Annotated in this window: 9 protein-coding genes; 4 read left to right on the top strand and 5 right to left on the bottom strand. The window is 71.8% G+C overall.

The window, feature by feature from the left end:
- A partial coding sequence (locus tag HW578_RS14590) for a hypothetical protein (RefSeq protein ID WP_198371279.1) occupies positions 1-1,626 on the top strand: 1,626 nt, incomplete at its 5' end.
- A gap of 114 nt (positions 1,627-1,740) precedes the next feature.
- Positions 1,741-2,691, top strand: a complete 951-nt coding sequence (locus HW578_RS14585) for a pirin family protein (RefSeq protein WP_198371278.1) — start codon at positions 1,741-1,743, stop codon at positions 2,689-2,691.
- 31 nt (positions 2,692-2,722) lie between these two features.
- Here the strand turns inward: HW578_RS14585 and HW578_RS14580 are convergent, their stop codons facing one another.
- Positions 2,723-3,589, bottom strand: a complete 867-nt coding sequence (locus tag HW578_RS14580; RefSeq protein WP_198371277.1) for a hypothetical protein — start codon at positions 3,587-3,589, stop codon at positions 2,723-2,725.
- Positions 3,590-3,670: 81 nt separating this feature from the next.
- Positions 3,671-4,483, bottom strand: a complete 813-nt coding sequence (gene mazG / locus HW578_RS14575) for a nucleoside triphosphate pyrophosphohydrolase (protein WP_198371276.1) — start codon at positions 4,481-4,483, stop codon at positions 3,671-3,673.
- 122 nt (positions 4,484-4,605) lie between these two features.
- Between mazG and HW578_RS14570 the strand changes: the two genes are divergently transcribed.
- The gene (locus HW578_RS14570) at positions 4,606-6,633 is read left to right on the top strand and encodes a molybdopterin-containing oxidoreductase family protein (protein ID WP_198371275.1); all 2,028 of its coding nucleotides are present in this window, start codon (positions 4,606-4,608) and stop codon (positions 6,631-6,633) included.
- Positions 6,630-8,027 carry an amidase family protein gene (locus HW578_RS14565; protein WP_198371274.1) on the top strand — a complete coding sequence of 466 codons (1,398 nt, stop codon included), beginning with the start codon at positions 6,630-6,632 and terminating at the stop codon, positions 8,025-8,027. Before HW578_RS14570 ends, HW578_RS14565 begins: the two co-directional genes overlap by 4 nt.
- A gap of 356 nt (positions 8,028-8,383) precedes the next feature.
- On the opposite strand, the gene dnaE is transcribed toward HW578_RS14565, so the two are convergent.
- The 3 genes from dnaE to HW578_RS14550 form a co-directional block, all read right to left on the bottom strand.
- A complete protein-coding gene (gene dnaE, locus HW578_RS14560; protein WP_198371273.1) occupies positions 8,384-11,845 on the bottom strand; it encodes a DNA polymerase III subunit alpha in 3,462 nt (1,153 codons plus the stop codon).
- A gap of 94 nt (positions 11,846-11,939) precedes the next feature.
- Complete coding sequence (locus HW578_RS14555) at positions 11,940-12,725, bottom strand: class I SAM-dependent methyltransferase (RefSeq protein WP_198371272.1); 786 nt, start codon at positions 12,723-12,725, stop codon at positions 11,940-11,942.
- Positions 12,726-12,894: 169 nt separating this feature from the next.
- Positions 12,895-13,219 (bottom strand): ABC transporter ATP-binding protein (locus HW578_RS14550; protein WP_198371271.1); only part of this gene is annotated, 325 nt, incomplete at its 5' end.

Here is a 13,219-nt window from a genome sequence, read left to right as displayed (position 1 = left end):
AGCCGGCCCTGGCAGGCGGGCCCGCTGGCGCGGCAGATCCGCATCGCCGCGGCGGTGCCCGCGGCGGCCGCGGGCGGGCCCGCCTCGCTCCGGCTGGTCGCCGACCTGGCGCTGCGCCGCGACGGGACGCTGTGGGCAGACATCTGGCTGCGCAACGACGTGGCGATGCGTCCGGGCGGCGGCACGGCCAGCTATGGCCTGCGGGTGCTGCACCGCGAGCGCGAGGTGCTCCGGTTCGATGGCATCCGCCAGTACCAGTACACCGGGCTTGGGCGGGTCCTGCATCTGGGCCCCGCGGGCGCAGCACCGCCGCCGCCGCAGGTTCATCCGGACGTCGCCTACCTGGCGGATCTCGGCGCGGTGCTTCGCTACGACGGCGCGAACGGCGTCGATGAGGCGCTGCTGGCCCGCTTCGCCACGGACACGGCGGCGCCAGCCTGGAACGCACCCTTCGCGCCGCGCGGCTTCACCCTTTATATGCCGACCGCGGGCGGACGCTTCGACATCGGTCCCGCCACCGGTTGGCAGGCGGCCTGGCTGATCAGCGGCGATCCCCGCGCCGCGGCCTACGCCATAGGCCAGGCGGAAGCCGGCGGCGGCATTCCCTGGCATTTCTGGGATCCCGGCGGCGGTTCGGACGGCACCGGCGGCTGGCTCGACACGCGCCGCTGGCCGGGGCTCTGGACCGACCCGCGTGGCGGCGCGCCGCCGCGCAGCCTCACGCAGCCGATCCCGACCGACAGCGGCTGGACGCCCGACCACTCTCACCAGCCTGACGTCGCCTTCGTGCCCTACCTGCTGACCGGCCGCCGCGCCTTTCTCGACGAGGTGCTGGCCCAGGGCGCGCGCGCCGTCGTCTCGACCTATCCTGCCGGTCGCCGGCCATCGGCGCGCGAAGGCGACGTGGTCGTCGTCAATGGCGGCGAGGTGCGCGGCAGCGCCTGGGGGCTGCGTCAGCTCGACGAGGCCGCCTGGATCGTGCCCGACGACGACCCCAATGCGACCCATCTGCGCGCCGCAGCCGCGGGCAACTGGTCGTGGCTGCGGGCGCAAACCGCCGCCTGGACCGCCGCGCAGGGCGAGGCTCATGGCTGGCTGCCGGGGGAATACCGCGATGCCGGCGCCCTGGCACCCTGGCAGCAGGACTACTTCGCGAGCGTCGTCGCCAGGGCGGCGGTGCGCGGCAGCGCCGACGCCCGCGCCGTGCTGGGTTGGATGACGAACTTCCTGGCGGGACGCTTCCTCCGGGCCCGAGACGGGCTTCCACCGCCCGACGGCATTGCCTACCGGTTCGCAATTGCACCGGTAACGCGCGGGGCGCCGGCCTTTCGGACCTGGCGCGAGATTGGCGAGGCGATGCGCGAGCGCGGCTGGTCGAGCGGCCCGGACTGGTCGCGCGTCGACGTCCAGTATGTCCAGCTGGCCATCGCGACGCTCGCCAGCCTGTCGGACCAGCTGGGCGACGCGATGAGCCGCGAGGCGCTTGCCCTTCTGCTCGCGGCGCGCCCCCACGGGACGGATCCCGCGGCCTATCGGAGGGAACCCACCCTTTCGGTGGTCACCCGCGGGGCGACGCGTGCCTCCGGTCGCGCCTACGCCTGCCTGCCAAACCCGCGCGGCCGCTGAACGCTCGAGCTATCGCGCACGATCGGCGGCGTGAATGATGCCGATCGACGGCGTCATCTGGCGGCGGCGGACGGGCGGGCCAAACTCTCCCTCGCTCCCCTGGAGGAAGTTCCCATGTCCACCCTCGACGAGACAGACCCCTTCTGCCCACCGCCACCGCCCGGCATCGAGACCGTCATCATCCCCCGCGCCCATGATGTGGGCGGCTTCGAGGTGCGCCGCGCCCTGCCGGCACGCGAGCGGCAACTGGTCGGACCCTTCATCTTCTTCGACCAGATGGGGCCGGGGGAATTCCTGAGCGGGCAGGGGCTCGATGTCCGCCCGCACCCGCATATCGGCCTGTCCACCGTCACCTACCTGTTCGAGGGGGAGATCCTGCACCGGGATTCCCTCGGCTCGGCGCAGCCGATCCGTCCGGGGGCGCTGAACTGGATGACCGCCGGACGCGGCATCGTGCATTCCGAGCGCACGGATCCGGCGCAGCGCGACCGGGCGCGGCGGATGTTCGGCATCCAGTCCTGGGTGGCGCTGCCCAAGCACGCCGAGGAGAGCGCGCCCGCCTTCGCCCATCACGACGCCGCCGCGCTGCCGTTGGTGGACGACCAGGGCGTGAGGATGCGCCTCATTGCCGGCGAGGGCTGGGGGCTGCGCGCGCCGGTCGAGGTCTCCTCGCCGCTGTTCTACGCCGATGCGCTGCTGGGGCCAGGCGCACGTCTGCCGCTGCCGGACGGGCACGAGGAACGTGGCGCCTATGTTGTCGAGGGCAGCGTCAGCGTGGCGGGCGTGACCTTCGAGGCCGGCCGGATGCTGGTGTTCCGCGCCGGCGATGCGCTGGCGATAACGGCCGGGCCACAGGGCGCGCGCCTCCTGATGCTGGGCGGGGCGGTGATGGACGGGCCGCGCTACCTTCACTGGAACTTCGTGGCCTCCTCGCGCGAGCGGCTCGAGCAGGCCAAGGCCGACTGGAAGGCGGGCCGCTTCGCCAAGGTCCCCGGCGACGAGGCTGAGTTCATCCCGCTGCCGGAGGGCCGTGTGACGGTAAGGGCGGAGACGCGCCCGGGCTGAGCCGGCCGCGGGGTCTGCCGGGGCCGGCGGCCTACCTCCAGTCCAATCCGAAGACCGCGGTGTAATCCGCCCCGTTCGGCCGGCACAGCGCGGTGGTGTAGGGCGCGCGTGGCGGGTTGGCCGCGCGCACCGCGCCCGCGAACGGGCTGCAGGCGAGGCGTGCTGCCAGTTGGCGTTCCGTCTCCGCCAGCCCCGGCACGCCGGCGGGCCAGGCTTCGCGAAGCAGGCTCTGCGCCTCGGTCGCGTGGCCAGAGTAGATCAGGCACGCGGCGAGGCGCGCCGCCTCTACCCCGGGATGCGCGCCATCGCGCGACGACCAGTCGCGCGACCGGAGCGCGGCGACGGCCGCGGGCCTGTCGGGATAGGTGGTGATCCTCTGCTCGGGCAGCGGCAGGTCATCCGGCGCCGCCATGTCCGCGCAGGCGGTGCCGAGCGCCGCCAGAACCGGGCGGCGCATCGCTGCGACATCGGGTTCCAGTGCGCGGCCGGTCCAGCGGAAGCGGATGGTCGGGTGCAGGTCGGCGGCCAGGCTCGCCGGGGCATCCCAGAAGTCGAAGGCGGCATCGGCCAGGCGGATGGCCGGGTCGCCGGGCGGGGTAAGGCGCAGGATGCCGGGCTCGCGCTTGCCCAGCGGCAGCGAGGCGACGTGCGCCAGCCCCCGCGGCCCGCGCTGGAACAGATACAGCGTCCAGCAGCAATAGGCGCCGCCGGTCCACGCCGTGATGGCGATGGCGGATACGCCCTCGGCCAGGTCGATCCGCCCGGTGCCGGGGTAGGGCTCGAAGCGCTGGGCGCGGGCCTCGAACAGGGTGTGCCCGCCGCGGGTGAGGCGCAGTGCCTCCCCCTGGCCCCTGGGGATTACGGCGATCCGCCCGGCGCGACCGGCCTCCTCCAGCACGCGCTGCGGCTGGGCGAACGCCTCGCTGGCTGAGAGAAATCACAGAAACAGCGCCGTGAAGGAGATAACTCGCATCGCGACTCAGATACCGTCACGCTCGCGGCGCTTTGCCTCGGACCACAGCGCTTCCATCTCCGGCAGCGTGCTGTCCGACGGATATTTTCCTTCAATACGAAGTGTTTGTTCAATGTATCCAAACCGCCGCTCGAATTTCCGGTTGGCACTCCGCAGGCAATCCTCGGGGTCGAGGTCGAGCTTTCGGGCAAGGTTCGCCAGGACGAACAGAAGGTCGCCGACCTCGTCCCGTATTGCTGCAGGATTCGCGGCCTGCGGTCCTGAGCGAAGTTCGGCGCGCAGCTCGGCCGCCTCCTCCTCCAGCTTGTCCAGCACCGCCGCGGCGTCGGGCCAGTCGAAGCCGACCCGCCCGGCGCGGCGCGTCAGCTTGGCCGCACGGGTCAGTGCGGGCAGGCCGACCGGGATGCCGGCCAGGGTGCCGGTCTCGGAGCGCGCGGCGCGCTCGGCCTCCTTCTGGACCTCCCAGGCGGCGACCTGCTGCTCGGCGGTCCGGGTCTCCTCCGGGCCGAAGACATGCGGGTGGCGGCGGACCATCTTGTCGGCGATGGCCGCCGCCACGTCGGCGAAGGCGAACCAGCCGCGCTCCTCCGCCATGCGGGCGTGGTAGACCACCTGGAACAGCAGGTCGCCGAGTTCGTCCATCAGGGTGGCCGGGGTGCCGCGCGCGATCGCGTCCTCGACCTCGTAGGCTTCCTCGATCGTGTAGGGGGCGATGGTCGGGAAGTCCTGCACCTGGTCCCAGGCGCAGCCGGTCTCGGGGTGGCGCAGCCGGGCCATGACCTCGATCAGGTGCAGCGTGGCGGTGGCGGCGTCGGTCATGGCGGGTCCGGGGCAGGTGGCGCGCCTTCGTCCCTTGCGGCGCCGGCGCTGGCAAGCCCCCGGTTGCACGGCGCGCGCTCCGTGCCGAGACTGCCCGGGTCGCCCCGAAGGACAGCCCCGCCATGCCCAGGACCCGCGTCGTCTGCGCCCATGACTGCCCCGACATGTGCTCCCTGATCGCGGAGGTCGAGGAGGGCCGCCTGGTGCGCCTGCAGGGCGACCCGGACGAGGCCTATACCGCCGGCTTCGCCTGCGCGAAGGTCAATCGGGACATGGAGGTGGTGCATTCGCCCGACCGTCTCCGCACCCCGCTGCGCCGGACCGGGCCGAAGGGGAGCGGGCAGTTCGAGCCAATCACCTGGGACGCCGCGCTCGATGAGATCACCGCCCGCTGGAAGGCCATCATCGCCGAGAGCGGGCCGGAGGCGATCCTGGGCTACGCCTACTCCGCCCATCAGGGGCATATGAACCGGCGGCTGGTGAGCGGGCTGTTCCATGCGCTCGGCGCGTCGCGGCTGCAGGCAGGCACGGTCTGCGACACCTGCTGCGAGACCGCCTGGGACATGACCTGCGGCCCGGTCGGCGGCACCGACCCCGAGAGCGTGATCCATTCGGACCTGGTGATCGCCTGGGGCTGCGACCTGATGGCGGTGAACGTCCATTTCTGGGCGCTGCTGGAGAAGGTCCGCAAGACGGGCGTGAAGCTGGTGGTGATCGACCCGCGGCGGAGCCAGACCGCGGCGCGGGCGGACTGGCACCTGCCGATCCGGATCGGCACGGATGCGGCGCTGGCCTGCGGTATCGCGCATGTCCTGCTGCGGGACGGGCTGCTGGACCGTGACTACATCGCCGCGCATACGCTTGGTTTCGAACGATGGGCGGCGGAGGTGCTGCCGGATTTCCCGCCGGCGCGGGTGGCGGAGATCACCGGATTGTCGGTGGCGGATGTCGAGCGCCTCGCGGCGATGTACGGCGCCGCCAAGGCGTCGCTGATCCGCCTGGGCGAGGGCATGACCCGGCTGGCGAAAGGCGGCCAGGCGCTGCGGGCGGTGGCGACGCTGCCGGCGCTGACCGGCGCCTATGGGCGGGAAGGGGGCGGGGCGCTGCTGTTGGCCGCAGGGTCCATGGACTTCCAGTTCGGCGTCCTGAACCGCCCGTCAGGCCCGGCAAACGCGCGGATGGTGAACCATCTTGCCCTCGGCGAAGCGCTGGAGGAGATGCGGGACCCGCCGCTGCGCGCCCTGTTCATTGCCGCGAACAACCCGGCCGTGACCAACCCGGACGTGAACCGCCTACGGCGCGCGCTCAGCCGCGAGGACCTCTTCACCGTCGTCCACGATCCCTTCCTGACCGACACGGCGCGCTATGCCGACATCGTGCTGCCGGCCACCACCTATCTGGAAACGGAGGATTTCTTCCGGTCCTACGGCTCCTACCGCATGCAGTACGCGCCGGCGGCGATACCCCCGCAGCACGAGGCGCGGTCGAATTTCCACCTGGCGCAGGAACTCGGCCGGCGGATGGGCCTGACGGATGCGGTCTTCTCCGCCGCGCCACGCGACCTGGTACCGGAGTTCTTCAAGGGCGCGACGGGTATCATCGCGGCGGTGGACCCGGCGCGGGTCTTCGACGGCCCAGTGAAGGTCACCCCGCCGGCGGCGCAGGAATTCCGCACCCCCTCCGGCCGGCTGGAGATCTTCTCCGAGACGCTCGCGAAGCAGGGGGTCCCGCCCATGCCGGTCTGGGAGGAGGACCCCATCGAGACGGCCGACGCCGTCCGCTGGCCGCTGCGCCTCCTGACCGCACCGGGGTACTTCCAGGCGCATACCGCCTATGCCGCCTCGCCCTTCCTGCGCAGGCGGGAAGGGGAGCCCTGCGCCATCCTGCACCCGGATGAGGCCGCGCGCCGCGGCCTCGCCGAGGGCCAGAAGGTCCTGTTGTTCAACGATCGCGGCAAGGTCGGCCTGGTACTGCGCGTGAGCGACGAGGTTCAGCCCGGCGTGGTGCTGGTGCCCGGCCAGCGTCCGGATACCGAGGCGGTCTCGGGCACCGTGAACATGCTGTGCGACGAACGCCGCACCGACATGGGCGAGGGGGCCTGCTACCAGTCCACCTTCCTCGATATCGCGGCCTGGAGGGATGTGGCATGACCGACCTGGCCACGCTGCCCGCCACCGAGCAGGCGCGGCTGATCCGCACGCGGCGGGCCTCGCCGGTCGAGGTGACGCAGGCCGTGCTGAAGCGCATCGAGGCCTGGGAGCCGCGGCTCAACGCCTTCGCCGCGCTGGACGGCGAGCGCGCCTTGGCAGCCGCGCGCGCGGCCGAGGCTGCGGCGATGGGCGATGGGCCGCTCGGCCCGCTGCACGGCGTGCCGGTGACGGTGAAGGACATTACCGCGGTGGCCGGCCTGCCGACGCGGCGCGGGTCGCGCCTGACCGACCCCGCGCCCATGAGCCATGATTCCCCGGTGGTGCAGCGGCTGAAGCGGGCGGGGGGGATCATCCTCGGCAAGACCACCGCCACCGAGTATGGCTGGACGGCGGTCAGCAGCAGCCCGCTGACCGGACATACGCATAATCCTTGGAAACATGGCGTTACGGCAGGCGGCTCATCTTCGGGCGCAGCGGCCCTGGCCGGAGCGGGCTGCGGGGCGCTGCATCTCGGCACCGATGGTGCGGGGTCGATCCGGCTGCCGGCGCATTTCTGCGGGGCGGTGGGGCACAAGCCGACCTTCGGGCTGGTTCCCTATGCGCCCGTCACGAACAACCAGTCGCTCTCCCATGCCGGGCCGATCACCCGGTCGGTGGCGGATGCCGCGCTCATGCTGGAAGTCATGGCCGGGCTGCATCCCTCTGACCATACGACATTACCCGGCGGCTTCCGGGCGGCCGATGTCGGGCCGCCTGACCTGCGCGGGCTGCGCATCGCCTATAGCCCCGACCTCGGCCATGCCCGGGTGGACCCCGAGGTGGCCGCGGCCGTGCGCAGCGCGGTCTCGGCCTTCGAGGAGGCCGGGGCGCGGGTGGAGGAGGTCACGCCGCCCTGGGGGCCGAAGGGGCCTGGGCTGGAGCGGGGCCTCTGGGGCATTGCCATGTTGCCCTTCATGGAGACCGACCCGGCGCGGCGGGCGCAGCAGGACCCCGGCCTGGTCGCCTGCCTCGACGACTACGCCGGCATGACGCTGGCGGAGGCGATCGCCGCACAGGGCCGGCGGATCGCCTATGCGGCCGAGGTCGGCGAGTGGTTCGCCTCCGGCTGGGACCTGCTGGTGACGCCGGCCGCCTCGGTCACCGCCTTCGAGGTCGGGCGCCAGCGCCCGGCGCATTGGCCGCAGCACGCCTGGGACTGGCTGGTCTGGGCGGAGTTCTCCTACCCCTTCGACCTGTCGCATGGCGCGGCCGTCTCGGTGCCCTGCGGGCGGGATGGGCAGGGGCTGCCGATCGGGCTGCAGATCGCCGGGCCGCGCTGCGCGGATGCGCTGGTGCTGCGCGCGGCGGGGGCGTTCCTCGAGGCGCGGCCCTTCATGCCGGCCTTCGCCGACTGAAACCCGCGGCGCTTCCGGCCGATATGGCCTGGGGGCGCGCGGGGCGCCAGGGCGGGAGAAGCGGCGTGCGGCTCATCCGTGGGGCGCGATGCGGTCGCTCGCGGGTTGCCATGACCGTGCCGTGCGGGATTTCCCGGCTGAAGACGGTCCGCCCTGCGCCGGGTGCCTCGTTTGGCGCGATGTCCTGGCTGCGCCGCAGCGGCGACGCGCGACGAGGCGAGGGCGCAGGATCCCGGGCGATCGTGCGGGCATGGTCCGTCATCGCCCTTCGCGTCTGATTGCCGCATAAGGTATATTATGGAAAATTAAGTTCCGGCCGCAGGAGCGTTCCGCTGGCCTTCCGCGGCACCCCAGCCTCAGATCTCCTCCACCGCCGAGACCCCCGGCAGCACCTTCATCGCCTGCAGCACGCGCGGCCCGACATTCCAGCCATTGGGCAACGCCATCTCCACCTCCTGGCCCATCGCGATGCGCGGCACCAGCACGACGCGCCCGCGCCCACGGCCCTCGCGCGCCAGGATGTCGCGGATCGGATCGACCGCCTGGATGTCCTCGATCCAGAGGCGGATGCCCCCGCCCGCGCCATTGGCCGCCTTCTCCAGGCTTTCGAAATCGGTCGCCGTCAGGCGCAGCGCCTCGCCCTCCATGCGCGCATCGGCGCTCACCAGGACGGCCTTGCCCTCGGCCAGCAGGTCCCGCGAGCGGTTCAGCACTTCCGAGAAGCAGGTCACCTCGTAGCTGCCCTGGGCGTCGGAGAGCCGGACCCAGGCCATGCGGCTGCCGGTCTTGGTGGTGCGTTCCTTCGCGTTCACCACTGTGCCGGCCAGCTTCAGCCGGGCCGAGCCTGAGCGCGCCCGATCGGCGATCTGCGCCGAGGGCGTCACACCCAGCCGCTGCAGGGCCTTGCGGTAGGTGTCCAGCGGATGGGCCGAGAGATGGAAGCCGACCGCCTCGGCTTCATGCGCCAGGCGTTCGAAGAGCGGCCAGTCGGGGACCTCGGGCAGCCGCAGCGGCTCAGTTCGTTGCGAATCCGCCCCGAACAGGCCGATCTGGCCGCTCTCGCGTTCCTCGGCGCTGACCTGGGCGCGGCGCAGCAGCGTCTCGGCCCCGGCCATGACGCGGGCGCGGTTCTTCTCGAGCGGCTCGAAGGCGCCGGCGCGGGCCAGGTTCTCGATCTGCATCTTGTTGAGCAGCTTCGGATCGACCCGCGCCGCGAGGTCGGCGAGCGACTGGAACGGACCCGAGGCATCGCGCGCGGAAACGAGGTCGCGCATCGCCGCCTCGCCCACCCGCTTCACCGCGGCGAGCGCAAAGCGGATCGCCTCCTTGCCCTCGGGCGTGGTCTCGACGCGGAACTCGGCGCCCGAGCGGTTGATGTCCGGCGGCAGGATCGGGATGCCGAGCCGCGCGCATTCCTGCATGTGGCCCGCGAGCTTGTCGGTGTTGGACAGGTCGAGCGTCATCGACGCCGCCATGAACGCCACCGGATGGTTCGCCTTCAGCCAGGCGGTCTGGTAGCTGACCAGCGCATAGGCCGCGGCGTGCGACTTGTTGAAGCCGTAGTCGGCGAAGCGCTCCATCAGGTCGAAGATCTCGGCGGCCTTGGCGGGCTCGATGCCGCGCGCCTCGGCGCCGTCGCAGAAGATCTTGCGCTGGGCCTCCATCTCGGAGCGGATCTTCTTGCCCATGGCGCGACGCAGCAGGTCGGCGGCACCAAGCGAATAGCCCGCCATGTCCTGCGCGATCTGCATGACCTGTTCCTGGTAGACCATGATGCCGTAGGTCTCGGCCAGGACGTGGTGGATCGCTGGATGCGGCGCCGCCCAGGGCTCGCCCGCCTTGCGCGCGCAATAGGCCGGGATGTTCGCCATCGGCCCAGGGCGATAGAGCGCGACCGCCGCCACCAAATCCTCGAAGCGGCTGGCGCGCATCTGCCGGAGGCAGTCGCGCATCCCCTGCCCTTCGAACTGGAACACCCCGGCCGCGTCGCCCTTCGCCAGCATTGCGTAGGTCCTGGCGTCATCGAGCGGGATGGCGCTGATGTCGACGCGGATGCCCTGCTTCGCGAGGATCTCGAGCGCGCGTTCGATCACCGTCAGCGTCTTGAGGCCGAGGAAGTCGAACTTCACCAGGGACGCCGCCTCGGCGTATTTCATCGAGTACTGCGTGACCAGCATGTCCGAGCGCGGGTCGCGATACAGCGGCACGATCTCGATCAGCGGCTTGCGCCCGATCACCACGCCGGCCGCATGGGTCGAGGCGTTGCGGTACAGCCCTTCTACCTGCTGCGCGATGTCGAGCAGGCGCGCCACCTGCTCGTCGGAATCGCGCATCTCCTGCAGGCGCGGCTCGCCTTCGATCGCCTGGGACAGCGTGACCGGCTTGGCCGGGTTGAAGGGGATCAGCGAGGCGATCTTGTCCACCTGGCCATAGGGCATGCCGAGCACGCGCCCCACGTCGCGCACCGCCGCCTTCGCCTGCAGCTTGCCGAAGGTGATGATCTGCGCGACGCGGTCCGCGCCGTATTCGTTGACGACGTAGCGGATCACCTCGTCGCGCCGGTCCTGGCAGAAGTCGATGTCGAAGTCGGGCATCGACACGCGCTCGGGGTTCAGGAAGCGCTCGAACAGCAACCCGAAGCGCAGCGGGTCGAGGTCGGTGATCAGCAGCGCCCAGGCGGCGACGGACCCAGCGCCCGAGCCGCGCCCCGGGCCGACCGGAATGGGCGGCGTCTGCGCCTTGGCCCATTGGATGAAGTCGGCGACGATCAGGAAATAGCCCGAGAAGCCCATCTTCTCGATGACCGAGAGCTCGTAGTCGAGCCGCTTGCGGTAGACCTCGCGCGCCTCGGCATCGGGGGCGGGCACAAGCGCATCGAGCCGCTTCTCGAGCCCCGCCTTCGCCATGGCGCGCACCGTCTCGGCCTCGGTCATCCCCGGCGCCACCTTGGGGCAAACGGGCAATTCCGGCTTCTTCGATTCCGCCATCACCGCGCATAGGCGCGCGATGGCGAGCGTGTTGTCGCAAGCATCCGGCAGGTCGCGGAACAGCGCGCGCATGGCGGAAGCCGGCTTGAACCAGTGCTCGGGTGTCACGCGCCGGCGGTCACGCTCGGCCATGGTGCGGCCCTCGGCGATGCAGAGCAGCGCGTCATGCGCCTCGTGCATCTCGGGCTTGGCGAAGTACACGTCATTGGCGGCGACGATGGGCAGGCCGGCCTGCTGCGCCAGCGCCAGCAGCCCGGCCTCGATCGCCGCTTCCTGCGGCAGGCCGTGGCGGTGCAGTTCCACCGCGAGCCGATCGGGGAAGGCCTCGCGCAGCGTATGCAGGATGCGCGCGGCGGCATCGCGCCGGCCTTCGCCCAACAGCCGCGCGACGGGGCCGAGCGTGCCGCCGGTCAGCAGGAACAGCCCCGCCGCATGCTGCCGCAGCAGGTCCAGCGTGATGGCGGGCCTGCCCGAGGGATCGTCGCGCAGATAGCCGTGCGAGGAGAGCCGTTGGAGATTGTCGAGCCCCGCCGCATCCATCGCCAGCGCCACGAGCGGGTCGGGAGCCTGGCGGGCGGCATCCGGGCGGTCCGGGTCGGCCTCGGCGCGCGTGAGGAACAGCCGGCACCCCATGATGGGCTGGATGCCCTTCTTGGCGCAGGCCTCGGCGAATTCCAGCGCGCCGAACATGTTGGCGCTGTCGGTCAGCGCCACCGCCGGCATGCCGTGGTCGGCCGCGAGGGCGGCCAGCTTGTCGGCCTTGATCGCGCCTTCGCTGAGCGAATAGGCGGAATGGACGTGCAGGTGGATGAAGGAGGAAGCTTCGCTCATGGGGGACTCGCCGGCAGCCGCCAGGGTAGCCCAGCCTGGCGCGGCGCGGCACCCGCTGCGCCGAACCGCCCGGAGCCTTGCGCGGCGGCCGGCTTCAGCGTTTCACGCCCTTCACCGCATTCGCCGTAGCCGTCACCGTGACGCCGCCGGCCGCGTCATCCGGCACGCGGGCGCGGACGCGGTCCCGCAGCGCCGCACCCGCGCCTGCCGGGGCACGGGCGATGACGCCGCTCAGGGTCGGGCCGCTCAGGCTGGTGCGCCAGTACGCCTCGAAACTCGGGAAGCTTCGCGTCACGGTGATCGCCCGGGTCTCGACATCCCGGAGCCCGGCCGCCACCCAGAGCGCGTGCATGTCCTCGCGCCGCGATGACTCGATGGAGGGCGGCCGCGGCACCACCAGGCCCAGGGCTTCCGCTTCCTCATGGATCAGGTGGATGGGAAAGCCACCGCCCAGCATGTCCCAGGAATAGGCGGCGACGATGCCGCCCGGTGCGACCACGCGCGCCATCTCCGCCACGCCGCGCGCCGGGTACGGAACGAAAAATAGCGCCAGCGCCATCATGGCGGCATCGACGCTGCCATCCGGATAGGGCAGGTCGAGGGCGCCGCCCTGCTCGAAGCGGACCGGGCGGCCGGCGAGGCGCTTGCGCGCGAAATCCAGCTGCGCGGGCGAAGGGTCGATGCCCTCGATCATCGCCGGCGCGCAGAGATCCAGCAGCATCTCGCTCGAGGCGCCATTGCCGCAGCCGATATCCGCCCATCGCAATCCTGGCCGTGGCGCGAGCCATTCGAGGAAGACGGTCCCGGCAAGCCGGCTCCAGACGCCCATGAAGTCCTCATAGGCTGCGCCGTCATTGAAGGTGATCGTAGGCTGCGACATGGCGACCCTCCCGATCCGACGCGCGGCGTGGCCGCCGCGGGGGGAGAACGCTACGCCCACAATCGCCCGGCGGCCAGCATCGGCTTGCGGGTCTGGCCTCCAATCGGGCCCTGCCGGCGGTGCAAGCCCGACGACGGTCATCGGCGAGGTTTGGCGGCCTCGGTATCGCTCACGGGGCGTCAGCCGCGATGCGCCCGTCGCGCAGCGTCACGATGCGGTCCATCCGCCGCGCCAGTTCGGGGTTGTGCGTCGCGATCAGCGCCGCCACACCATGCCCGCGCACCTGGTCCAGCAGTTCCGCGAAGACGCGGTCCGAGGTGCCGACATCGAGATTGCCGGTGGGTTCGTCCGCCAGCAGCACGCGCGGACGGTTCGCCAGCGCACGCGCGATCGCCACGCGCTGCTGCTCGCCGCCCGAGAGCTTGCCGGGCGGGTGCCGCTCGCGCCCGGCCAGGCCGAAGGCGGCGAGCAGCTCGCGCGCCCGCGCGCCGGCC

Source organism: Roseomonas rosulenta (assembly GCF_016106005.1).
GTDB lineage: Bacteria > Pseudomonadota > Alphaproteobacteria > Acetobacterales > Acetobacteraceae > Neoroseomonas > Neoroseomonas rosulenta.
The sequence above is the reverse complement of the archived record's forward strand: the minus strand, read 5'-3'. Positions and strand labels throughout refer to the sequence as shown.